Annotated in this window: 21 protein-coding genes; 12 read left to right on the top strand and 9 right to left on the bottom strand. The window is 63.9% G+C overall.

Annotated elements, in window-relative coordinates; translation table 11 throughout:
* Window positions 1-111 precede the first annotated feature (111 nt).
* On the bottom strand, window positions 112-804 hold the full coding sequence (locus ACREP4_RS14565; RefSeq protein ID WP_431596902.1) for a rhomboid family intramembrane serine protease: 693 nt from the start codon (window positions 802-804) through the stop codon (window positions 112-114).
* A 211-nt stretch (window positions 805-1,015) separates the two neighbouring features.
* Between ACREP4_RS14565 and ACREP4_RS14560 the strand changes: the two genes are divergently transcribed.
* Complete coding sequence (locus ACREP4_RS14560) at window positions 1,016-2,446, top strand: outer membrane protein transport protein (RefSeq protein ID WP_431596901.1); 1,431 nt, start codon at window positions 1,016-1,018, stop codon at window positions 2,444-2,446.
* A 401-nt stretch (window positions 2,447-2,847) separates the two neighbouring features.
* Here the strand turns inward: ACREP4_RS14560 and putA are convergent, their stop codons facing one another.
* A complete protein-coding gene (gene putA / locus ACREP4_RS14555; protein WP_431596900.1) occupies window positions 2,848-6,057 on the bottom strand; it encodes a bifunctional proline dehydrogenase/L-glutamate gamma-semialdehyde dehydrogenase PutA in 3,210 nt (1,069 codons plus the stop codon).
* Window positions 6,058-6,352: 295 nt separating this feature from the next.
* Between putA and ACREP4_RS14550 the strand changes: the two genes are divergently transcribed.
* The 6 genes from ACREP4_RS14550 to ACREP4_RS14525 all read left to right on the top strand — a co-directional run bounded on the left by ACREP4_RS14550 (window position 6,353) and on the right by ACREP4_RS14525 (window position 11,084).
* Window positions 6,353-6,841: a DUF2244 domain-containing protein gene (locus ACREP4_RS14550; RefSeq protein ID WP_431596899.1), complete on the top strand. Its 489-nt coding sequence runs from the start codon at window positions 6,353-6,355 to the stop codon at window positions 6,839-6,841.
* A 2-nt stretch (window positions 6,842-6,843) separates the two neighbouring features.
* Window positions 6,844-7,779 (top strand): cytochrome c oxidase subunit II, encoded by a 936-nt coding sequence (gene coxB / locus ACREP4_RS14545; RefSeq protein ID WP_431596898.1) that lies wholly within the window; start codon window positions 6,844-6,846, stop codon window positions 7,777-7,779.
* Window positions 7,780-7,844: 65 nt separating this feature from the next.
* On the top strand, window positions 7,845-9,455 hold the full coding sequence (gene ctaD, locus ACREP4_RS14540) for a cytochrome c oxidase subunit I (protein WP_431596897.1): 1,611 nt from the start codon (window positions 7,845-7,847) through the stop codon (window positions 9,453-9,455).
* 13 nt (window positions 9,456-9,468) lie between these two features.
* A complete protein-coding gene (locus ACREP4_RS14535) occupies window positions 9,469-9,603 on the top strand; it encodes a hypothetical protein (RefSeq protein WP_431596896.1) in 135 nt (44 codons plus the stop codon).
* On the top strand, window positions 9,600-10,187 hold the full coding sequence (locus tag ACREP4_RS14530; protein ID WP_431596895.1) for a cytochrome c oxidase assembly protein: 588 nt from the start codon (window positions 9,600-9,602) through the stop codon (window positions 10,185-10,187). Before ACREP4_RS14535 ends, ACREP4_RS14530 begins: the two co-directional genes overlap by 4 nt.
* 21 nt (window positions 10,188-10,208) lie before the next feature.
* Window positions 10,209-11,084, top strand: coding sequence for a cytochrome c oxidase subunit 3 (locus ACREP4_RS14525; RefSeq protein ID WP_431596894.1), 876 nt, complete (start codon window positions 10,209-10,211; stop codon window positions 11,082-11,084).
* A 108-nt stretch (window positions 11,085-11,192) separates the two neighbouring features.
* On the opposite strand, the gene ACREP4_RS14520 is transcribed toward ACREP4_RS14525, so the two are convergent.
* Window positions 11,193-11,411, bottom strand: coding sequence for a twin transmembrane helix small protein (locus tag ACREP4_RS14520; protein WP_431596893.1), 219 nt, complete (start codon window positions 11,409-11,411; stop codon window positions 11,193-11,195).
* 57 nt (window positions 11,412-11,468) lie between these two features.
* Here ACREP4_RS14520 and ACREP4_RS14515 point away from each other — a divergent pair, with 57 nt between their 5' ends.
* From ACREP4_RS14515 to ACREP4_RS14495, 5 genes are all read left to right on the top strand, one after another.
* Window positions 11,469-12,191 (top strand): SURF1 family protein, encoded by a 723-nt coding sequence (locus ACREP4_RS14515; RefSeq protein WP_431596892.1) that lies wholly within the window; start codon window positions 11,469-11,471, stop codon window positions 12,189-12,191.
* Between the two features lie 122 nt (window positions 12,192-12,313).
* Window positions 12,314-12,889 (top strand): hypothetical protein, encoded by a 576-nt coding sequence (locus ACREP4_RS14510; RefSeq protein WP_431596891.1) that lies wholly within the window; start codon window positions 12,314-12,316, stop codon window positions 12,887-12,889.
* Window positions 12,890-12,899: 10 nt separating this feature from the next.
* Window positions 12,900-14,063: a COX15/CtaA family protein gene (locus ACREP4_RS14505; RefSeq protein WP_431596890.1), complete on the top strand. Its 1,164-nt coding sequence runs from the start codon at window positions 12,900-12,902 to the stop codon at window positions 14,061-14,063.
* A gap of 4 nt (window positions 14,064-14,067) precedes the next feature.
* Window positions 14,068-14,961 carry a heme o synthase gene (gene cyoE / locus ACREP4_RS14500; RefSeq protein WP_431596889.1) on the top strand — a complete coding sequence of 298 codons (894 nt, stop codon included), beginning with the start codon at window positions 14,068-14,070 and terminating at the stop codon, window positions 14,959-14,961.
* A gap of 251 nt (window positions 14,962-15,212) precedes the next feature.
* On the top strand, window positions 15,213-16,028 hold the full coding sequence (locus ACREP4_RS14495) for a calcium-binding protein (RefSeq protein ID WP_431596888.1): 816 nt from the start codon (window positions 15,213-15,215) through the stop codon (window positions 16,026-16,028).
* A 111-nt stretch (window positions 16,029-16,139) separates the two neighbouring features.
* Here ACREP4_RS14495 and ACREP4_RS14490 read toward each other — a convergent pair whose 3' ends face one another.
* From ACREP4_RS14490 to rpsU, 6 genes are all read right to left on the bottom strand, one after another.
* A complete protein-coding gene (locus tag ACREP4_RS14490) occupies window positions 16,140-17,114 on the bottom strand; it encodes a bile acid:sodium symporter family protein (protein ID WP_431596887.1) in 975 nt (324 codons plus the stop codon).
* Between the two features lie 43 nt (window positions 17,115-17,157).
* Window positions 17,158-17,646, bottom strand: coding sequence for a beta-lactamase hydrolase domain-containing protein (locus ACREP4_RS14485; protein ID WP_431596886.1), 489 nt, complete (start codon window positions 17,644-17,646; stop codon window positions 17,158-17,160).
* Between the two features lie 19 nt (window positions 17,647-17,665).
* Window positions 17,666-19,399 (bottom strand): DNA primase, encoded by a 1,734-nt coding sequence (dnaG, locus tag ACREP4_RS14480; RefSeq protein ID WP_431596885.1) that lies wholly within the window; start codon window positions 19,397-19,399, stop codon window positions 17,666-17,668.
* A 257-nt stretch (window positions 19,400-19,656) separates the two neighbouring features.
* On the bottom strand, window positions 19,657-20,553 hold the full coding sequence (locus ACREP4_RS14475) for a YihY/virulence factor BrkB family protein (protein ID WP_431596884.1): 897 nt from the start codon (window positions 20,551-20,553) through the stop codon (window positions 19,657-19,659).
* A gap of 272 nt (window positions 20,554-20,825) precedes the next feature.
* Window positions 20,826-21,272 (bottom strand): GatB/YqeY domain-containing protein, encoded by a 447-nt coding sequence (locus ACREP4_RS14470; protein WP_431596883.1) that lies wholly within the window; start codon window positions 21,270-21,272, stop codon window positions 20,826-20,828.
* Window positions 21,273-21,416: 144 nt separating this feature from the next.
* Window positions 21,417-21,632, bottom strand: coding sequence for a 30S ribosomal protein S21 (gene rpsU, locus ACREP4_RS14465; RefSeq protein WP_002808376.1), 216 nt, complete (start codon window positions 21,630-21,632; stop codon window positions 21,417-21,419).
* Between the last annotated feature and the right edge of the window lie 70 nt (window positions 21,633-21,702).

Genomic DNA, 21,702 nt, shown 5'->3' with positions numbered 1-21,702 from the left:
TTTTACGTAGGCACCGGGCATGTCAGTGCGGTTTTCGGCAGAGAAGGGCGTGAGGCGCTTCCCCATTTCGGCATCACGGGAAGCCGGCATCAAATGTCGGCCAAGCGGCCGCTAGAAGCCGTGGCTCTTACGCAGCCGCCGGGCGATGGCCGCGCGCACGTACAGCCCGTAGATGATGCCGAACAGAAAGCCAGCCACATGCGCCGACCAGGCCACCATGCCGAAACTGGGGCCGATGTAGGCGAACACCACCTGCAAGGCCGCCCATGCGCCGATCAACAAGAAGGCGGGCGCGCGGATGAATTCCAGGAACAGGCCCAGCGGCAGCACCAGGCCCAGACGGGCGCCGGGGAACAGCGCCAAGTAGGTGCCCATCAGCGCAGAAACCGCACCGCTGGCTCCAATGATGGTCCGTTCAGGCGTACCCATTACATACAGGGCGGCGACGTTGGCGGCGGCGCCGCCGAGCAGGAACAACAGCAGCAGCCGCCACGGCCCGAGCATGCGTTCGGCCGGCGGCCCGAAGATCAGCAGGAACACCAGGTTGCCGAGCAGGTGCAGCCAGTCGGCATGCAGGAACAGCGCGGTGAACAGCCGCAGCACACTGCCGTCGCGCAGTGCCGCCCACCAATCCTCGGGGTTTGCCAGGCCGGTGGACAGCGCGCCCCAGTCCAGCCACAGCGATCGGCGCGCCTCATCCGGGCGTGAGATTGACCACAGGAATGCCAGCCAGATCGCCGTGAACAGCAATGGCACGGCCCAGCGCAGGCCTGGCTTCTTACGGGAGGGGATGGAGACGAACATGTGCGCGAAGCCTAACCCGGCACCCGGCAATGATGGGGCGCCAAGTTAAGGGTGGTCGTTATTGTTTAGTTAAGGTTGCTGGGTAATACTGCATACGGCGTCGTATGTCGGGAGGGGACTCCGGCGCACTTTCAGGCAGCTTCGGCGGCTTGGCGGTGCAGGCGCAATAACGAACATCATCGTCTTACGTCTTACGGAGAGAGTTTCCAACATGACCGCTTCTTCATTTGCACGCGTTACCGCTCTGGCTGTCGGCATTGCCGGCGCGTTGACCTTCGGCCACGCCCAGGGCGCGGCTTTCCAGCTGAAAGAAAACAGCGCCAAGGGCCTGGGCCGTGCGTTTGCTGGTTCGACCAGCGCATGGGACGACGCTTCGGTGATCGCCACCAATCCGGCCTCGATGCGACTGCTCGACGGTCGCCAGTTCCAGGCCGACCTGAGCGCCATCAGCTTCTCGGCCGACTTTGAGAAGAGCGCTGCTCGCAACTCCAACGGCACCCCGATCAGTGGCGGCAACGGCGGCGACGCCGGCATGATCGCCCCGGTTCCGGCCGCTTACTTCCACCTGCCGTTCGGCGAAAACGACAACATGCATTTTGGTCTGTCGTTGACCGCACCGTTCGGCTTCAAGACCGATTACGACAAGAACTGGGTGGGCCGCTACAGCGGCGTGACCACCGACCTGAAGGCCATCGATCTGGGCGCGGCGTTCTCTTACGACGTCAACCCATATGTGTCGTTCGGCGCATCGGTGTTCGTTGAGCACCTGACCATTGAACTGTCCAACGCACTGGACATGGGTTCGGTGATCAACGGTACCGCCCAGCAGAAGGCCGCTGCCGCTGCGCTCGCCGCAGGTGGCACCCCGGCGCAGGCCAAGGCCGCCGCCGACGCCGCTGCAAAGCAGATGGCTGGAATGGGTTTCTACCCGGGCAGCGCTGACGGCTTCGTCACCATCGAAGGTGACAACAATGCCGTCGGTTATGTGCTTGGCACCACGCTGAGCCCGACTGAAGACACCAACATTGCCTTCAGCTACCGCTCCAAGGTTGAGCACAAGATCACCGGCGGCAAGGCCAACTTCACGGTCACCCCGGAAACCGCTGCGCTGCTGGCACAGACCGCTCCGGGCACCTTCATTGACAGCTCGGGCAAGGCGACGGTAACTCTGCCAGCGTCGTTCTCGGTGAGCGTCACCCACCGCATCAACGACCGTTGGACCGTGATGGGCGACGTGTCGCGCACCGCGTGGAAGACGGCGTTCGATCAGGTGACGGTGGACTTCGCGTCGAACCAGCCGGACAACACGCTGGGCTTCCATTACAACGACACCACCTTTGGCTCGATCGGTACCGAGTACAAGCTGTCTGAAACCATCACCCTGCGTGGCGGTGTGGCGTATGACGAGTCCCCGACCAGCGTCGAGCACCGTGACGTGCGCGTGCCGGACGTGACCCGCAAGTGGCTGTCGGTTGGCCTGGGCTGGACCCCGTCGGAGAAGACCGAGTTCAACTTCGGTTACACCCACCTGTTCACCAGCGAGCCGAAGATCAACGTCACTTCGATCACTGGCAATGTGGTGCAGGGCAAGTACGACGTGGGCGGCGACATCCTCGCTGCTTCGATCAACTACAAGTTCTGATCGAACGCGTTATAGGTTGCAGCAGAAGGCCCCGCGCAAGCGGGGCTTTTTGTTTGGGTGGGTTTGGGTGATGGGCGAGTGGGGGGCGAGTGCAAGTGCAGGTGCAAGTGCAAGCGCGACTTCGTCGCTTCCCCTCTCCTGCCTGCGGCATCCTCTCCCGCAAGGGGAGAGGAGGAAGCCAAAGCAGAAGCAGAAGCCAAAGCCAAAGCCAAAGCTGCCCTCACCCCAACCCCTCTCCCGCAGGCGGGAGAGGGGCTGATGTCAAAAGCCCAAAGCTAAAGCCAAAAGCTAAAGCCAAAGCCAAAAGCCAAAAGCCAAAGCAGGCTGACTTTTTGTTGCTTTCAAGACACAAAAAACCCCGCTTTCGCGGGGCTTTTCGTTATTGCATCAACATGCCGCGATCAGTCGCCCAGGGTCAGCAGCGAGGCATTGCCGCCGGCCGCCGTGGTGTTCACGGTGACGGTCTTTTCGGTGGCGAAACGCAGCAGGTAGTGCGGGCCGCCGGCCTTGGGGCCGGTGCCGGACAGGCCCTGGCCGCCGAACGGCTGCACGCCGACCACCGCACCAATCTGGTTGCGGTTGATGTAGACGTTGCCGACATTGACGCGTGAGGCGATGCGATCCACCGTTTCATCGATGCGCGAATGCACGCCCAGGGTCAGGCCGTAGCCGGTGTCGTTGATCTGGTCGATCACCGCATCCAACTGATCGGCCTTCCAGCGGATCACGTGCAGCACCGGCCCGAAGATCTCCTTGTGCAGCTGGCCCAGATCCTTCAGTTCGTAAGCACGCGGTGCGAAGAAGGTGCCGTGTGCGGCGTCGGCCGACAGCGGTGCGACGGCGATCAGGCGTGCCTCTTTGTCCATGCGCACGGCGTGGTCGTTGAGGATCTGCAGCGCGTCGGCGTCGATCACCGGGCCGACGTCGGTGGACAGTTCGCCCGGGTTGCCGATCTTCAGTTCAGCCATCGCGCCGGCCAGCATGCCCATCACCTTGTCGGCGATGTCGTCCTGCACGAACAGCACGCGTGCGGCCGAGCAACGCTGGCCGGCCGAGGTGAAGGCCGAGCCGATTGCGTCCTTGACCAGCTGTTCCGGCAGCGCCGAGGAGTCGGCGATGAAGGCGTTCTGGCCGCCGGTTTCAGCGATCAACACGCCGATGGCGGCATCGCGTGCGGCCATCGCGCGGTTGATGGCGCGGGCGGTGTCGGTGGAGCCGGTGAAGGCCACGCCGGCCACGCGCGGGTCAGCGGTCAGTGCGGCACCGACGGTGGCGCCGTCGCCCGGCAGGAACTGCAGCACGCCTTCCGGCACGCCGGCGTCGAGCAGCAGCTTCACCGCGTAGTAGCCGATCAGGTTGGTCTGTTCGGCCGGCTTGGCGATGACGCTGTTGCCGGCGGCCAGGGCGGCGCTGATCTGGCCGAGGAAGATCGCCAGCGGGAAGTTCCACGGGCTGATGCAGACGAACACGCCGCGGCCGTGCAGCTGCAGCTCGTTGCTTTCGCCGGTCGGGCTGGGGAGCTTCTCGGCGGTGCTGAACTGCTCGCGCGCCTGCTTGGCGTAGTAGCGCAGGAAGTCCACGGCTTCGCGCACTTCGGCGACGCCGTCGGGCAGGCTCTTGCCGGCTTCCTTCACGCACAGCGCCATGAACTCGGCGATGCGGGCTTCCAGCTGGTCGGCAGCGTGCTCGAGGATGGCGGCGCGGCTGGCGGCTGGGGTGCGGTTCCAGGCCGGCTGTGCGGCGACGGCGTTGGCCAGCGCCTTCTGCACGGTGGCGCTGTCAGCGGCCTGCCAGTGGCCGACCACGTCGCGGCTGTCGGCCGGATTGGTGACCGGCAGTGCGGCGCCGGTGATGGTCGCGCCCGGCACCAGCGGTGCGGCCTGCCACGGCTTGACGGCAGCGTTGAGCTGCTCGGCGAGGGCACGCAGGTCGTTGTCGTTGGCGAGGTTGATGCCCATGGAATTGTTCCTGTCGTGGTTCTGGCTGCGCAGCAGGTCAACCGGCAGCGGGATCTTGGGGTGCGGGATGGAGGCGAACGAGGACACGGCTTCGACGGGATCGCGGATCAGGTCGTCGATGGACACGTCTTCGTCGGTGATGCGGTTGACGAAGCTGGAGTTGGCGCCGTTTTCCAGCAGGCGACGCACCAGGTACGGCAGCAGGTCTTCATGCGAGCCGACCGGTGCGTACACGCGGCACGGCACGTTGAGGCGGTCGGCCGGAATCACTTCGGCATACAGGTCATCGCCCATGCCGTGCAGCTTCTGGTGCTCGTACACGCCGCCCTTGGCGATCTGCTTGATCGCGGCGATGGTGGCCGCGTTGTGCGTGGCGAACATCGGGTAGATGGCATCGGCGTGGCCGAACAGACGCTTGGCGCAGGCGATGTAGGAGACGTCGGTGTTCTGCTTGCGGGTGAACACCGGGTAGCCGGCCAGGCCTTCGACCTGCGCGCGCTTGATTTCCGCATCCCAGTACGCGCCCTTGACCAGACGCACCTGCAGCTTGTGGCCAATGCGGCGTGCCAGATCGGCGAGGTAATCAATCGTGTACGGCGTGCGCTTCTGGTACGACTGCACGACGATGCCGAAGCCTTCCCAGCCCTTCAACGACGCATCGCTGACGACGCGCTCGATGATGTCCAGCGACAGTTCCAGGCGGTCGGTTTCTTCGGCATCCACGGTGCAGCCGATGCCGTAGGACTTGGCCAGCTGCGCCAGTTCCAGCACGCCGGGAACCAGGTCGTTCAACACGCGCTCGCGCTTGGCATGCTCGTAGCGCGGGTACAGCGCCGACAGCTTGATCGAGATGCCGTGCGAGGCGGTGACATCGCCGTCGGCCTTGCCACCGCGCGCGATGTTGTCGCTGCCGATGGCGTGGATGGCGCGGCGGTAATCTTCCAGATAGCGCAGCGCGTCCTTCATGGTCAGCGCGCCTTCGCCGAGCATGTCGAAGGAATAGCGATAGTTGCTGTTGTCGCCCTTGTGCGAACGCGACAGCGCTTCGTCGATGGTGCGGCCCATGACGAACTGGTGGCCCATGATCTTCATCGCCTGGCGCACGGCCAGACGGATCACCGGTTCGCCAACACGACCGATCAGGCGCTTGAAAGCACCGTGCACATCGCGCTTGGTGGCATCGGCCAGATCAACCAGATGGCCGGTCAGCATCAGGCCCCAGGTCGAGGCGTTGACCAACACCGAATCGGACTGGCCCATGTGGCGCTTCCAGTCGGCTTCGCCGAGCTTGTCGCGGATGAGTTTGTCAGCCGTTTCCTGGTCCGGAATGCGCAGCAGCGCTTCGGCCACACACATCAGCAGCACGCCTTCCTCGCTGCCGAGGTCGTACTGGCGCATGAAGGCTTCAATGGCACCCTGATTCTTGGCGCGCACGCGCACGCGGCGCACCAGGTCGGCGGCGGTGGCTTGCACCTGTGCCTGCTCGCTGGCGGGCAGGCGTGCCTGCTCCAGCAATTCGCGCACATGGAGGGTTTCGTCCTTCAACCAGGCATCGGTGATGGCCTGGCGAAATGCGGACGGCGCCGGTGGCAGTTCGGGCGAAAGCAGTGCTTGCGCAGGTGAGGTGACAGCGTTGGATGAGGATGCGTGCATGCCTAGGGCCACGGTTGTGCAATTGGGCCATTTTAATCCTCGGCGATCTTTTTCCCAGCCCCCTGTGAGTGCCTTTTTCATTGCTGAAAGCCTTTCGTACAGGGCGATTCAAGGAAAAACGCGGTGGCGGATTATTTTGTGCTGATTTCGGCAATATTGCCGACGGTCTTGTGCGAAGCAGCCGGAATTTCTGTGTGCGCTGCAGCATCTTGCACATCCATGAATGGAAGCTTGCCGGTGTGGTTGGGCACGGCTACCATCGAGTCGTTTTCCGCGATACGGACGCGGTTGCGACATGATCCAGGTGCTTCGGTCCATTGCCGATGGCGCACATGCGCAACTGGTGCTGCATCCCCCACGGGCGCTTTCTGCCCGGCAGTTCGTCCTGTTGTTTGTGGCGTTGGCAGGGTTGATGGTGTTCACGGCAGGCCTGGCTTGGCTGTCCGGAAACGTTCTCGCTCCTGTCTTCGCGTTGGTGCATTGCTTCCTGGTGGGTTGGGCGTTGCGTGCGGCATGGCGCAGCGGCGACCGCCGGGAAGAGATCCGGGTAGGGCCGGACTGCGTGGAAGTCATTCCCGCAGCCGGGAGTTCACCGGTGTTCCGGGCACACCCGTATTGGGTGCGGCTGGTCATCGGAGAGGAACGGGTCCTGCTGGTTTCCAGCGGCAAGCAGGTGGAAGTGGGGAGTTTCCTCGCACCTGCCGAACGACGGGAACTTGCGGCGGCACTTGAAAGCTTGCTCGCAGCCAGCAATGGCTGCAAACCGACGACGTCAAGGGTCTAGGCATGAAGCAAAGCAGCGGGTGGGGCGGGAAGTTGCAGTACGGATTCATGCTGGCAGCCATGGCGCTGTTGGCGCCGGCGGCGTGGGCGCAGTCGGCTGATCCCAAGGAGTGGCAGCTCAACATGGGCAAGGGCGTCACCCATACCGCGCGCATGGCGTGGGAAGCGCACATGGTGGCGTTGTGGGTCTGCGTGGTGATCGGCGTGCTGGTGTTCGGCGCGATGTTCTACGCGATGTTCAAGTTCCGCCGGTCCAAGGGCGCGGTGGCGGCCAAGTTCAGCCACAACACCAAGGCGGAAGTCATCTGGACGGTCATTCCGATCGTCATCCTGGTGGTGATGGCGTGGCCGGCGACGGCCAAGCTGATCGCGATGTACGACACCCGCGACTCTGAGATGACGGTGAAGGTCACCGGCTATCAGTGGATGTGGAAGTACGAATACCTGGGCGAGAACGTCGCCTTCACCAGCCGCCTGGACCGCAAGTCCGACGAGGTCCGGCAGAGCGGCGTGGTGCCCACCGTGGCTTCCGATCCGCATTACCTGTTGGATGTGGATAACCCACTGGTATTGCCGGTCGATACCAAGGTGCGTTTCGTCATCACCTCCGATGACGTGATCCACGCCTGGTGGGTGCCGGCACTGGGCTGGAAGCAGGACGCGGTGCCGGGCTTCATCAACGAGCGCTGGACCAACATCGAGCAGGAAGGCATCTATCGCGGCCAGTGCGCGGAGTTGTGCGGCAAGGACCACGGCTTCATGCCGATCGTGGTCAAGGCCGTGTCCAAGGAAGCATTCAAAACGTGGCTGGCCTCGCGCAAACCTGCGCCCGCGCCCGCACCGGAGGCGGCACCTGCGGCCGCGCCGGCGGCACCAGCGACTGACGCAACACCGCAACCGGAAGCCGCGCCTGCCGAGCAGGCGAGCACCGGCGCCTGATCCCACTGCGTGCCGGCGCAGGCCGGCGCGATGCCTGGAAACTGGATTAACGAGGTGTAGTTGCAATGGCGAACTCCGCAGTGGATCACCACGATCACCACGGCCATCAACAGGGCTTCTTCGAGCGCTGGTTCTTCTCCACCAACCACAAAGACATCGGTACGCTGTATCTGCTTTTCAGCTTCCTGATGTTCATCGTCGGTGCGGCGATGAGCGTGGTGATCCGTCTGGAGCTCGCCCAACCCGGCCTGCAGTACGTGAAGCCGGAATTCTTCAACCAGATGACCACCGTGCATGCGCTGGTGATGATCTTCGGCGGTGTGATGCCGGCCTTCGTCGGCCTGGCCAACTGGATGATCCCGCTGCAGATCGGCGCGCCGGACATGGCGCTGCCGCGCATGAACAACTGGTCGTTCTGGTTATTGCCGGTGGCCTTCACGCTGCTGCTGCTGACGCTGTTCCTGCCGGGCGGTGCGCCGGCCGGTGGCTGGACCATGTACCCGCCGCTGTCGTTGCAGGGCGGCTACAACGTCGCCTTCAGCGTGTTTGCCATCCATGTGGCCGGCGTCAGCTCGATCATGGGCGCGATCAACATCATCGCCACCGTGCTCAACATGCGCGCGCCGGGCATTGATCTGCTGAAGATGCCGATCTTCTGCTGGACCTGGCTGATCACCGCGTTCCTGCTGATCGCAGTGATGCCGGTGCTGGCCGGTGCGGTCACCATGCTGCTGACCGACAAGTTCTTCGGCACCAGTTTCTTCAACGCCGCCGGTGGCGGTGACCCGGTGATGTACCAGCACATCTTCTGGTTCTTCGGGCACCCGGAGGTCTACATCATGATCCTGCCGGCGTTCGGCGTGGTCAGCGAGATCCTCCCCACCTTCAGCCGCAAGCCGCTGTTTGGTTACCAGGCGATGGTGTACGCCACGGCCGCCATCGCGTTCCTGTCGTTCATCGTGTGGGCGCACCACATGTTCACGGTGGGCATGCCGCTGGGTGGCGAAATCTACTTCATGTTCGCCACCATGCTGATCTCGATTCCGACCGGCGTGAAGGTGTTCAACTGGGTCAGCACGATGTGGGAAGGCTCGCTCACGTTTGAGACGCCGATGCTGTTCTCGATCTCCTTCGTCATCCTGTTCACCATCGGTGGTTTCTCCGGCCTGATGCTGGCCATCGTGCCGGCCGACTTCCAGTACCACGACACCTACTTCGTGGTGGCGCATTTCCACTACGTGCTGGTCACCGGCGCGGTGTTGGCGCTGATCGCGGCGGTGTACTACTGGTGGCCGAAGTGGACCGGCCGCATGTACAACGAGTTCTGGGGCAAGGTGCATTTCTGGTGGACGATGGTGTTCGTCAACCTGCTGTTCTTCCCGCAGCACTTCCTCGGGTTGGCCGGCATGCCGCGCCGTATTCCCGACTACAACCCGGTGTTCGCGGATTGGAACCTGGTCAGTTCGATCGGCGCGTTCGGCATGTTCGTCACCCCGTTCATGATGGCGGCGATCCTGTTGTCCTCGCTGCGTAGCGGCAAGCGTGCCGAAGCGCGTGCATGGGAAGGTGCCAAGGGTCTGGAGTGGACCGTGCCGTCGCCGGCACCGGCACACACCTTCACCGTGCCGCCAGTGATCAAGCCGGGCGACCTGGCCCATGACGATGTCACCCATTGAGGAGCTGCAGCGCATGAGTGACAAGCAATGGCAGCCTGACGAGATGGCACTGCGCCGCCGCCGCTCGCGCCGCACGGCGCTGGTGGTGGGGCTGATTGCGGTGGCCGTGTATGTCGGCTTCATCCTGTCCGGCGTGCTCGCACATTGAACGCGCCCGCGCCCAAGCCTGCACGCAATGCCGGCATGGTCCGGCTGATCGGCGTGGCGCTGGCGGTGTTCGTGCTGACCTTCTCGCTGGTGCCGCTGTATCGCATCGCCTGCGAGAAGGTGTTCGGTGTACGACTGGAGCGCGGTGCAAGTCAGAGCGCAGTCGCGCATGCGGGCGACACAAAGCGCACGGTGCGGGTGGAGTTCGATGGCGGCGTCAATTCCAAACTGCCGTGGGCGTTCCATCCGGAAAAATTGACGATGGACGTGGTGCCGGGCGAGTTGAACGAGGCGCTGTACTACGCGCGCAATGACAGCGAACGCGCCTTGGTCGGCAGTGCCGTGCCATCGGTGGCACCGGCGCGTGCGTCTGGCTATTTCAACAAGACCGAATGTTTCTGTTTCACCGCGCAGACGCTGCAAGCCGGTGAGCAGCGTGAAATGCCGGTGCGCTTCATCGTTGATCCGGATCTGCCGGCCGACGTGAAGACCATCACCCTGTCCTACACGTTCTACAAGAATGATGCGCTGACCGAGCAGCTGGCGCCGGCATCCGCCGCCACCGCTGCGCACGCAGCTCCCTGATCACGGACCCGGAAGCAAGCCATGGCCCATAACACGCCTGATGCCAACGTCTATTTCGTGCCGAGCCACAGCAAGTGGCCCTTCGTCGGCTCGATCGCCATGCTGGTGTTGATGGTGGGGGTTGCCAGCTGGCTCAACGACGCCAGCTGGGGACGATGGACGTTCTTCGCCGGCCTGGCGATGCTGATATTCACCCTGTTCCTGTGGTTCGGCGATGTCATCCGCGAATCGGTGGCGGGTAGCTACAACCACCAGGTGGATGGCTCGTTCCGGATGGGGATGATCTGGTTCATCTTCTCCGAGGTGATGTTCTTCGCTGCGTTCTTCGGTGCGCTGTTCTACACGCGCAACATGGGCCTGCCGTGGCTGGGCGGTGAAGGCCAGGGCGTGATGACCAACGACCTGCTGTGGAGTGGCTATTCGGCGGCGTGGCCGACCAACGGGCCGGCCGATATCGGCGGTGCGTTCCAGACCATTCCGGCCTGGGGCTTGCCGCTGCTCAATACGCTGATCCTGTTGACCTCCGGCGTGACGTTGACCATCGCCCATCACGCGCTCAAGGCGGGTAACCGCAAGCAGTTGCTGATCTGGCTGGGCGCAACGGTGGTGTTGGGCTGCGTGTTTCTGTTCTTCCAGGCCGAGGAGTACATCCACGCCTACAAGGAACTGAACCTCACGCTGGGCTCGGGCATCTACGGCTCAACGTTCTTCATGTTGACCGGCTTCCACGGCGCGCACGTGCTGCTGGGAACCATCATGTTGACCGTGATGTGGCTGCGTTCTGCCAAGGGCCACTTCACCCGCGACAACCACTTCGGCTTTGAAGCGGCGGCATGGTATTGGCACTTCGTCGACGTGGTGTGGCTGATGCTGTTCCTGTTCGTCTATGTGCTTTGAGTGGCGCGGGGAGCGGGTGTTGGGGAACCGGGAATGAAGCGCTCGCGAGCTTCGCTCAACGGTCTCGTCAATGCGTCATTCCCTGTTCCCCAATCCCTGTTCCCTGCTTCAGCCACCCACGCCGTGCGGTTTGATCCAGCCGCTGTAGATGCCCACCGCCACCAGCAGGATCAACACCACTGAAACCACGATGCGCCGCGTCAGCGCGTTGACCGTGCGTTTGGTCTGGCCGCGATCGATCATCAGGTAATACAGGCCCGCCCCCAGATTCCAGACGATGACGATCAGAAACGCGATTACCAGCAGGGTCTTCAACGAATCATTCATACGCGGCTCGATGGGTGGATGGGCACGGCTATATCACCTGCTCCCGGGCCACTTGTCATGACGCGACAGCACACGGGAATTTTTGCGTGGCTGTTGGCATTGCTGGTGGCCGCGGTGTTCTGCGGCTTCGGCCTCTGGCAGCTGCAGCGCATGCACCAGAAAGAAGCCTTGCTGGCGCAGCTGCCGCCCAGCGGCGCGCTGGCGGTGACGCTGGACGAGGCGATGCGCGCGCCGCACTCCCTGCATTGGCTGCGCGACCGGCTGCAGTTCCTGCCTGGCACGGTGCTGCTGGACAACCAACTGCGCGGCGGCCGTGCCGGGGTGAAGGTGTACCAGGCCGCGCGCGCGCAGAACGGCATGGCCGTGTTGGTGGATCTGGGCTGGTTGCCGTTACCGGCCGACCGAGAGTTGCCGGCGGTGGCGCCGCAACAAGGCTGGCGGGCGCTGGAAGGGCTGTGGGCGCCCGCGCCGTCGTCGGGGCTGGCGCTGGGGCCGCCGATGAGTGCCGCACCGCAGGCGCAGATCTGGCTGGCCACACGTGTGGAGTTGCCGGCCATCGCCCACGAACTTGGCTTGGCGCCGGCCGCACTGGCACCGCGTGTACTGCGCCTGGATCCGGCGTTGCCACTGGGCTACACCCGTGATCTGGAGTTGCTGCCCAATACCTTGCCGCCTTCCCGGCATCTGGGCTATGCGGTGCAATGGTTCGGCATGGCACTGGCGGTGCTGATGATTGCCTGCGTGTTGCAGTGGCGGCGACGTAAACGTGGAGGGCGGTGATCGTTGCGAATTACGCGGCTTCTGCTTTTTTGTTCTTGCCTGACCACTGATCCGCAAGTCCGCAGCAGGCTTCGACGCCCCATTCCCCGTTCAACCTCTCTCCACATGGGAAAATGCCACGCATGAATGCCCTTACGCCCGACCAGCTCGCCGTTCGCAACCGTGGCCGTCGGGTGCTGTTGTTGATCTTCGCCATGTTCTTCGGCTCGATGGCGCTGGCCGGCATCCTGCGGTTTTCCGGTTGGACGCCGCAGATCACCCGCAATCACGGCCAGCTGTACGAACCGGCGGTCGATCTGCGCGCCGAGCGGCTGCAGCTGGCCGATGGCCAGCCTTACCCCTGGAACCCGGAAGCACGGATGTGGCGCATCGTGCTGGCGCCGGATGCCAATTGCGCGCCAGCCTGCGTCACTTTGTCGCAGCAGTTGGACAAGGTGTGGCAGCTGTTCGGCCATAACGCCGATAATGTCGAGATATTGTGGCTGGGTACGCCCCCTGCACAGGTGGCGGCGATGCCGGCACTTAAGGTGCTGCAGGCCCAGCCCGCGTTCCGGGCCAAGTTGCCGGGTGTGGATGACCCGGCCGGAACCCCGGTGTATGTGATTGATCCCAATGGCTTTGTGGTGTTGCGCTATGCGCCGGGTTTTGAACCGGGTGGATTGCGGGCCGACCTTTCCAGGCTGTTGAAACTGAAGTGAGTCCCGTTCGATGAATGCCACTGCGCGTCCGGCGCTGTACCGCAATTTCCACCGCCTGGCGTGGTTCGCACTGATCATGACGGCGAGCACGATCATGTTCGGCTCGTTCGTGCGGCTGTCCGATGCTGGCCTGAGCTGCCCGGATTGGCCCACCTGCTATGGCCGCATCACCTGGCCGCAGACGCAGATGGAAGCCGCCCAGCACGTGGCCAGCGAGATCCGTCCGCTGGAAAGCCACAAGGCCTGGCGTGAGCAGGTGCACCGCTTCCTGGCCGGCCTGCTCGGCGTGGAGGTGCTGACCTTGGCGTTGATGGCGGCACGGCGACGCAAGCGCGGTATTGCGCAGATCGTCACCGCCTCGGTGCTGGTGGCGGTGGCGATACCGCTGTACATGCGCGGTGAACATGTCGCCGCCAGCGTGTTGGCCATTGGGGGTGAAGCGATCCTGCTGCTGGCAGCGTTGCGCTGGTCCAACATCGACCTGGCGCGCGCTGCGGTGCTGACGCTGGCGGTGGTGGTGTTCCAGGCATTGCTGGGCATGTGGACGGTGACGTGGCTGCTCAAACCCATCGTGGTGATGGGGCATCTACTCGGCGGCATGTTGATGTTCGGCATGCTGGTGTGGATGGCGTGGAAAGCGACCAACCTGCCGCTTATCCAGGCCGAGGCCTCGCGCCTGCGCTGGTGGCTGCGCGCCGGTGTGGCGTTGCTGGTGTTGCAGATCGCACTGGGCGGCTGGGTCAGTTCCAACTACGCGGCGCTGGCTTGCGGCGGCGGCAGTGCATCGCTGGACAACTTCCCGCGTTGCGTCAGCCAATGGTGGCCGCAACAGAATTACAGCGAAGGTTTCACCCTGTGGCGCGGCATCGGCGTGGACTATGAAGGTGGCGTGCTGGACGGTGCCTCGCGCATCGCGATTCAGATGGCGCACCGGATGATGGCCATCGTGGTTTCGCTGTACCTGCTGGTGCTGTCGGTGCGTCTGTTCCGTATCCCGGGCATGCGCAACTGGGCGACCACGTTGGGTGTGTTGGTGTTGCTGCAGGTCACGCTGGGCGTGCTCAACGTCAAGCTGGCCCTGCCGCTGCTGGTGGCCGTGCTGCACAGCGCGGGTGCGGTGGCCTTGTTGTTCGTATTGGTCACGCTGCTGGCGCGACTGCGCGCTCCGGAGTGATGGCATGAAGACGACGTGGCGTGATTATTGGGATCTGACCAAGCCCAAGGTGGTGGCCTTGATTGTGTTCACCGCGTTGGTGGGCATGTTTCTGGCCGTTCCAACAGTGCCGACCGCCGCGCAGGCGGTGTCGGGCGTGTTGGGTTTCCTGGGTATCTGGCTGGCGGCGTCGGCCGCGGCGGCGATCAACCAACTGCTGGATGCGCGCATCGACGCGCAGATGGCACGGACGTCGTGGCGGCCGCTGGTGGTGGGCAAGGTATCGCCGCGCCAGGTGCTGGTGTTTGCCGGCGCGTTGACCGCGCTGTCGATGACCATCCTGGTGCTGTGGGTGAATGTGATCACCGCGGTGCTCACGTTTGCCTCGCTGATTGGCTACGCGGTGATCTACACCGTGTACCTGAAGCGTGCGACCTCGCAGAACATCGTCATCGGCGGTCTGGCCGGCGCCACGCCGCCGCTGCTGGGCTGGGCGGCGGTGACGGGTATGCAGGGCAGCTCGGATTGGGCGTATGCCTCGCTGCTGGTGTTGATCATCTTCATCTGGACGCCGCCGCACTTCTGGGCGCTGGCGATCTTCCGTCGTGCCGATTACGCCAAGGCCGACGTGCCGATGCTGCCGGTGACCCACGGCGTGCCGCATACGCGCAAGCAGATCCTGGCGTACTCGGTGGTGCTGGCGCTGGTGACTTTGCTGCCGGTGGCCATCGGCATGAGCGGCATGTTCTACCTGGGCGGCGCGACGGTGTTGAACCTCGTGTTCCTCTGGTACGCATGGAAGATGCAGAACCCGCCGGATGAAATGTTCAACATGAAGATGTTCGGTTACTCGATCGTCTACCTGATGGCGCTGTTCGCCTTCCTGCTGGTCGACCACTGGTTGATGCCTTGGCTGTGAGCCGGGGCAGGTAGCAATGAAAAGGCCGGCGATTGCCGGCCTTTTCATTGCCGAACGGTAGGAGTGGCGCAAGCCGCGAAGCGGGGGATATTTCCTGTTGCGGTCGGAGATGCAAGCGCAGGACGCGGATGCATTTGTGGCTTTGCGACTTGCGCCGATCCTGCCGAGCGCAGGCACGGTGCATTGATTCCCTCACCTGCGGCTGTCAGTGTTGCTTTTGGCACAAACGTGAGGGTGCAAGGATGCATGCCATGATTCACCGGATTACAGGCTTGTTGATGGCGCTTGCGGGCATCGGAGTGGTGCACGCAGAGCAGACGGAGTCGCAGATCCGTCGTCACGCTGCAGACCATCGCTTGGTGGTGCTTGGGGAGCAGCACGGGACCCATGAAACACCGCTCTTGGTGCAGGCCCTGGTGGAGTCGTACCTCGCTGACGGCAAGCCGTTGCATCTGGCGTTGGAGCTGCCTACGTCCGAGAGCCCGGCACTGGCTGCCTACCTTCAGTCCGATGGAGGGGTCATGGCGATGGCCGCGCTGAGGGCGAGACCTTACTGGAACGCCAGTACCCGCTTCCACGATGGCCGGCGAAGTGAAGAGATGTTGGGGTTGATCGACGCAATGCGAAAGCTGCGTCGGCAAGGCAACGACATACAGGTGTTTGGTTTCGATCAAACTGCGGCGTCCACACCCGCCCAAGCCGGTGCACGGGATGCAGCGATGGCGACCGAGTTGCGTGCACGCTACGCCGCGCTGCCAGTCGATGGCCGGATGGTAGTGCTGACGGGCAATGTGCATGGCATGCGCAGGCAGCCGCGCTACCTGGCGTATCCGCCAATGACGATGCTGCTGCAGGACCTGGATGTCTACAACGTGCGCATTGGTGCACGCGGCGGGGAAATCTGGGGCTGCCGGCCCGGGCAGGGATGCGGCCGTATCACGCTGGTTGCCTACGGTGGTCCTTCACCAAGGCGTGATGACGCTGATGATCGCAACTACGACCTGCAGGTGTGGTTGCCGCGCTTCACCGTGGCGCGGTTGCTGGGTGCTGGGGAAGCCATGCCATAGCGTGAGCCGGCAGGGGCGGTGTATGCCCCGAACTGCGTGTCTTTCCGGCGGTGGCCGCAGATGCAAGCGCGGGATGTGTGGTCGTGGCTTACGTCGCTTCTGTCGTGCTGGCTATTGAGTGTTCTGGCGGGCATACCGCTGTGCAATCACCGAGCAGACGATCAGCTGGATCTGGTGGTAGATCATGATCGGCAGCACGATGGCGCCGAGGCTGCCGCCGGCGAACAACACCTTGGCGATTGGTACGCCGGTAGCCAGGCTTTTTTTGGAGCCGCAGAACACGATGGGAATCTCATCGAAGCGACTGAAGCCCAGCCGCCGAGCGAGCCAGGTGATGCCGGGCATGGCGATGGCCAACAGCACCACCGCCACCACCGCCGCAGTGAGCAGGGAGCTGATTGGCGTCTTGCTCCACAGGCCGTCGGTGACCGATTCACCGAACGCGGCGTACACCACCAGCAACACCGTGCCCTGGTCGGTGTAACGCAGCAACGCGCGTTGTTTCTCCACCCATTTGGCAATCCACGGCCGCAGCAGATGGCCGGCGACGAATGGCACCAGCAGCTGCAACATGATTGCGCCCACCGCGTGCAGCGGGTTGGCCATGCCGCCCTGCGAACCGGCCAGCGCGGTCATCAACAGTGGCGTCAGGAACACGCCGAGGATGCTCGACAGCGACGCCGCACACACCGCTGCAGGCACGTTGCCGCCGGCCATCGAGGTGAAGGCGATGGACGACTGCACCGTGGACGGCAACGCGCACAGAAACAGCACGCCGATGTACAGCTCGGGCGTCAGCAAGGTGCCAGACAAGGGTTTGAACGCCAGTCCCAGCAGCGGAAACAGCGCGAACGTGCAGACCAGGATCACGATGTGCAGGCGCCAGTGCAGCATGCCGGCAATGATCGATTCGCGCGGCAGGCGTGCGCCGTGCAGGAAGAACAGCGCGGCGATGGCGAAGTCGGTGAAGTGATCGAAGCAGCGCGCGGCGGCGCCGGTCATCGGCAATACGCTGGCCAGTACCACGGTGCCGAGCAGGGCGAGGGTGAAGTTGTCCGGTCGCAGTCGCGACCACCAGCGGGTCATTGGCAGAGGCCTCCTGAGGCGTGGGTGGTTCGGGGTGATCAGGTCAGGGCTTGGCTTCCAGCGCGGCGCGCGCGGCCGGTTCCAACGAGGTCATGCCGGCGTCGCGGCCCAACTGCAATGCCGCATCAAGCGGTGCGCCTTCGATGCGTGCATGGATCAACGACAACAGCGCACCGGCGCGATTGCCCGAGGCGCAATGCAGCAGCGTCGTGCCATCGTCCTGCTTGAGCACACGCTGCAATGCGCGTGCGTTGTCGTCGGTGATGCCTCTGGCGCCGGCAATGGGCAGGCGCACATAGCGCAGGCCGAGTTGTTCGGCCAGCGCGGCTTCATCAAAGCCGCGGTCTTCATCGGGCTGGCGCAGATCGATGATGGTGGTGACGCCGGACGCGGCGGCATCACGCAGTTGCTGCGCGCTGGGCTGGCCGGCGGTGATCAGGTTTGGTCGTGGCTGACGTAGCGTCGTCTCGCCGGCAAACGCGGCGCTGGAGACGAGCAGGAGAAGCAGCAGGAACGGTCGGTAGGCGGTCATGGTGCTCTTCCTCTTCGGGTCAGCGCATGCCTGCGCGTGCCTTGAGCAGCTCGCGCAGTTCGTATTTGTCGGTGTCATCCAGTCCCTGCTGGCGTTGCTTGGCCTGCAGTTCGTCCAGACGTTGCTGCAGCAGCTGCTTTTCCAGCTGGTTGATGGCGTCCTGCAGTTCCTGTCCGAGGCTGGCTTCATCGCCGGGCAGGTCCATGGCCGCCAGCTTGTGCAGCGCGGTTTGTTCTTCGCGCTCGTTGAAATGTTCCAGCAGCGCGCCGGTGCTGATGTCCGGACGTTGCTGCACCAGCTCCAGCAGTTCCAGCAACAGCTCGATGCCGGGCAGGCGCAGGCCACCGATGGCGTGGTGGCTTTCCAGAGTCATCGCCAGCGACGGCTGCTGCAGCAGGATCGCGATGGCGGCGCGCACCAGACTGCGTTTGGCGACCGGTGCGGCGCTGGCGCGCGATGGTGCACGCGTGGCGGCAGGCGCGGCACTGCTGCGGCTGCCGATGCCGGTCAGGCGCGCGAGTTCCTGCTTCATCAGGTCGCCAAAGGCGCCGTCGGGAATCTGCGCCAGCATCGGCTTGGCGTGTTCGGCCAGGCGCGCCTTGCCATCCAGCGTGCCGAGGTTGATCTCGCGGCTGAGTTCATCGAAGAAGAACTGCGACAGCGGCGTGCCCTGCTTCAGGCGCGCGTCGAATGCTTCGGCGCCTTCCTTGCGCACGATGGTGTCCGGGTCTTCGCCATCGGGCAGGAACAGGAAGAACGCCTGGCGTCCGTCCTTCATGCGCGGCAGCACCGATTCCAGCGCACGCCAACCGGCGCGACGTCCGGCGGCATCGCCGTCGAAACAGAAGTACACATCCGGCGCGTTGCGGAACAGCAGCTCGGCGTGATCGGGCGTGGTCGCCGTGCCCAGTGTCGCCACCGCCTGGGTGACGCCGAACTGGAACAGGCTGACCACGTCCATGTAGCCCTCGACCACGATCAGGCGTTCGATCTTCTGGTTGGCCTGGCGCACCTGCCACAGGCCGTACAACTCACGGCCCTTGTGGAACAGCGCGGTTTCCGGCGAGTTGAGGTACTTGGGGCCGTCGTCCTTTTCCATGACCCGGCCACCGAAGGCGATGACGCGGCCACGGCGGTCGAAGATCGGGAACATCACCCGGTCGCGGAACTTGTCGTAGACGTGGCCACGGTCGTTCTTGGAGAACAGGCCGACGCGCTCGAGCAGCTTCATGCGCCGCTCGTCCTTGCCCAGTGCATCCTTCAGCGCGCTGTAGCCGTCCGGTGCGTAACCAATGGCGAAGCGCGCGCGGGTGTCGGCATCCACGTTGCGACCGTCAAGGTAGGCGCGGGCCTTGTCGCTGAGTTCCAGCTGCTTCTGGAAGAAGCGGGTGGCGGCATCCAGCGCCGAGTACTGGTCGCGGCTGTCGTCCTGCTGCTGCGGTGTGCGGCTATTGGTCTCGCGCGGGATTTCCATGCCCGCGCGCTTGGCCAGTTCATCCACCGCATCGAGGAATTCGAGGCGGTCGTAGTTCATCAGAAAGCTGATCGCGGTGCCGTGCGCGCCGCAACCAAAGCAGTGATAGAACTGCTTGGTCGGCGAAACCGTGAACGACGCCGAGCGCTCGTCATGGAACGGGCAGCGAGCGGAATATTCCTTGCCCTGGCGTTTGAGCGGCACGCGCGTGCCAACCACCTCGACAATGTCGGTGCGGGCCAGCAGGTCGTCGATGAACGCGTCGGGGAGTCGGGCCATGCGGCAAAGGACAGCGCCGCCGGAGGGCGGGGCACAACAAGGATGGGTGGGAAGTGTACTAGCCCGCGTCGGTGGAGGCGGGACGGGTGCTCGGTTCAGCGGCGAAAGCAAAGGCGAAGGCACCCCTCCCCGGGCCTCCCCTTCGCCTTCGGCGCAAGGGAGGGAGTTGTTCCCGGTGATCAATCAGTTTGCGGCGCCGTCGATTCGCCCTCTCCCTTTCGCATCGCGAAGAGGAGGGCTGGGGAGGGGTAAAACTCTCAGCCAGGAAGGTGCGACTCGTCCGGCGACAACACCTGCTCCCTGCGCGCCTGCGCCCGCTCATCAATCACGGCGGTGATCAGCGCGCCGCCAAAGAACACCACGCTGGCGTAGTAGATCCACACCAGCATGATCACCAGCGTGCCCATCGAGCCGTAAGCGCTGCCGGGCGCAGCGTTGGCGATGTACAGGCCAATGCCATAGCGGCCCAGCACGAACAGCACGGCGGTGATCGCACCGCCGACGAAGGCCTGGCGCCAGCTGACCGGGCGGTCGGGCAGGTAGTGATAGAGGAAGGCGAAACCCAGCGCGTACAGCAGCACCGTGGTGACGTAGGCCACCGCCGGCAGTACCGAAGGCAGGTGCGCGAAGATCACCTGCAGTGTGGTGGTGGCCACCATCGACACGATCAGCAGGAAGCCCAGCGCCAACACCACGCCGGCGGAGAACACGCGCTTCTTCAGCCAGCCAATAAGGCCCTCGAAGCGTCGCGAGTCGGAATGGAAGATCAGGTTCAACGCGGCCTGCAACTGCGCGAACACCACCGTGGCGCCGATGAACAACAGCAGCAGGCTCCACAGCCCGGCCAGCGAGCCCAGATCCGGCTGCGCCGAGGCATTGGCGATGACCGTCCGTGCGACCTCCGCCACGCTTTGCCCGGCCAATGAAGCGATCTGGTCGATCAGCGCCTGTTGTGCGGGCGGATACAGCGAGGCAGTCAGCCACAGCAGCAACACCAGCAAGGGGGCCAGCGAGAGCAGCGTGTAGAACGCCAGCGAAGCTGCCTGGGTCATCACATCGGTCTCGACGAAACGCTTTACCAGGGCGGCAGGCAGGCTCTGTTGCAGTTGGTCGAAACGCGAGCGCAGGGAATCGATGGACGTACGGCCTTGCATGCGGAGGGATTCGCCTTTGAAGTTGGGGGGATGCGGATGTTGTAGTGGAAAGCGGCTTTTATGCGGGTGAAGGCTGGTTTTCGAGGGGCCGGCATGTCGCTGGTATTGCCGTCAGCCCCTTGATCGTAGGAGCGGCTTCAGCCGCGAAGCTCGTGGTCGCTCGGATTGCGGGTTTCGCGGCCGAGGCCGCTCCTGCGTGTGTGCAACGGCGCTGGAAACAACAAGGCCCGCTTGAGGCGGGCCTTGTCGCATGCGGCAATGGTGCGGCTGGATCAGCCGCCCAGGGCCTGCTTGACCAGCTTGGAGACCACGCCCATGTCGGCCTGGCCTGCCAGCTTGGGCTTGAGCACGCCCATCAGCTTGCCCATGTCGGCCGCGCTGGCCGCGCCGGTTTCGGCGATGGCGGCGGCGACGGCGGCCTGGATCTCGGCTTCGCCCATCTTGGCCGGCAGGTAGCGCTCGATCACGACAATCTCGTCGCGCTCGATCACGGCCAGGTCTTCACGGTTGGCCGCTTCAAACTGGGTGACCGAGTCCTTGCGCTGCTTGACCATCTTGTCGAGCACGGCAATCACGTCGGCGTCGGTCAGCTCGATGCGCTCGTCCACTTCACGCTGCTTGATGGCGGCGTTGATCAGGCGGATCACGCCCAGGGTGTGCTTTTCGCCTGCCTTCATGGCGGCCTTCATGTCATCGGTCAGCTGTTGCTTCATGCTCATGGATCACCTCATGTCGGGGTCGGATTGCGGGTTGAATGGCGGATTCAGTTATGTCGGGAACGCAAAAAGCCGGCTACGCTTGCGCGTGCCGGCTTTCACTCAAGTACGGAAGGCCGGAGCCCCCCGTTCAGGAGTTGCGTCCGATCAGTACAGGCGCTGACGCTTGGTGACGTCGCGCGAAGAACGACGCAGCTGGCGCTTGACGGCAGCAGCGGCCTTGCGCTTGCGTTCCTGGGTCGGCTTTTCGTAGAACTCGCGCTTGCGGGTTTCGGCCAGCACGCCGGCCTTCTCGCAAGTGCGCTTGAAGCGGCGAAGAGCAAACTCGAAAGGCTCGTTCTCGCGGACTTTAACGCTGGGCATGGAATCTCCGGGACACAATGAAACCGGGTCACGCCCGGCGAGCCGCGCATTATAGTCCCTTTGAAAATGG

Origin of the sequence: Stenotrophomonas sp. (assembly GCF_050737575.1) — a bacterium.
Classification (GTDB): Bacteria; Pseudomonadota; Gammaproteobacteria; order Xanthomonadales; family Xanthomonadaceae; genus Stenotrophomonas.
Note: the sequence above shows the minus strand (reverse complement) of the source record. Positions and strands in the feature narration are given on the sequence as shown.

Excerpts from the sequence above, each read along its gene's own strand:
- ACREP4_RS14565 (WP_431596902.1), bottom strand. The coding sequence starts at position 804 with ATGTTCGTCTCCATCCCCTCCCGTAAGAAGCCAGGCCTGCGCTGGGCC.
- ACREP4_RS14560 (WP_431596901.1), top strand. The coding sequence starts at position 1,016 with ATGACCGCTTCTTCATTTGCACGCGTTACCGCTCTGGCTGTCGGCATT.
- putA (WP_431596900.1), bottom strand. The coding sequence starts at position 6,057 with ATGCACGCATCCTCATCCAACGCTGTCACCTCACCTGCGCAAGCACTG.
- ACREP4_RS14550 (WP_431596899.1), top strand. The coding sequence starts at position 6,353 with ATGATCCAGGTGCTTCGGTCCATTGCCGATGGCGCACATGCGCAACTG.
- coxB (WP_431596898.1), top strand. The coding sequence starts at position 6,844 with ATGAAGCAAAGCAGCGGGTGGGGCGGGAAGTTGCAGTACGGATTCATG.
- ctaD (WP_431596897.1), top strand. The coding sequence starts at position 7,845 with ATGGCGAACTCCGCAGTGGATCACCACGATCACCACGGCCATCAACAG.
- ACREP4_RS14535 (WP_431596896.1), top strand. The coding sequence starts at position 9,469 with ATGAGTGACAAGCAATGGCAGCCTGACGAGATGGCACTGCGCCGCCGC.
- ACREP4_RS14525 (WP_431596894.1), top strand. The coding sequence starts at position 10,209 with ATGGCCCATAACACGCCTGATGCCAACGTCTATTTCGTGCCGAGCCAC.
- ACREP4_RS14520 (WP_431596893.1), bottom strand. The coding sequence starts at position 11,411 with ATGAATGATTCGTTGAAGACCCTGCTGGTAATCGCGTTTCTGATCGTC.
- ACREP4_RS14515 (WP_431596892.1), top strand. The coding sequence starts at position 11,469 with ATGACGCGACAGCACACGGGAATTTTTGCGTGGCTGTTGGCATTGCTG.
- ACREP4_RS14510 (WP_431596891.1), top strand. The coding sequence starts at position 12,314 with ATGAATGCCCTTACGCCCGACCAGCTCGCCGTTCGCAACCGTGGCCGT.
- ACREP4_RS14505 (WP_431596890.1), top strand. The coding sequence starts at position 12,900 with ATGAATGCCACTGCGCGTCCGGCGCTGTACCGCAATTTCCACCGCCTG.
- cyoE (WP_431596889.1), top strand. The coding sequence starts at position 14,068 with ATGAAGACGACGTGGCGTGATTATTGGGATCTGACCAAGCCCAAGGTG.
- ACREP4_RS14495 (WP_431596888.1), top strand. The coding sequence starts at position 15,213 with ATGATTCACCGGATTACAGGCTTGTTGATGGCGCTTGCGGGCATCGGA.
- ACREP4_RS14490 (WP_431596887.1), bottom strand. The coding sequence starts at position 17,114 with ATGACCCGCTGGTGGTCGCGACTGCGACCGGACAACTTCACCCTCGCC.
- ACREP4_RS14485 (WP_431596886.1), bottom strand. The coding sequence starts at position 17,646 with ATGACCGCCTACCGACCGTTCCTGCTGCTTCTCCTGCTCGTCTCCAGC.
- dnaG (WP_431596885.1), bottom strand. The coding sequence starts at position 19,399 with ATGGCCCGACTCCCCGACGCGTTCATCGACGACCTGCTGGCCCGCACC.
- ACREP4_RS14475 (WP_431596884.1), bottom strand. The coding sequence starts at position 20,553 with ATGCAAGGCCGTACGTCCATCGATTCCCTGCGCTCGCGTTTCGACCAA.
- ACREP4_RS14470 (WP_431596883.1), bottom strand. The coding sequence starts at position 21,272 with ATGAGCATGAAGCAACAGCTGACCGATGACATGAAGGCCGCCATGAAG.
- rpsU (WP_002808376.1), bottom strand. The coding sequence starts at position 21,632 with ATGCCCAGCGTTAAAGTCCGCGAGAACGAGCCTTTCGAGTTTGCTCTT.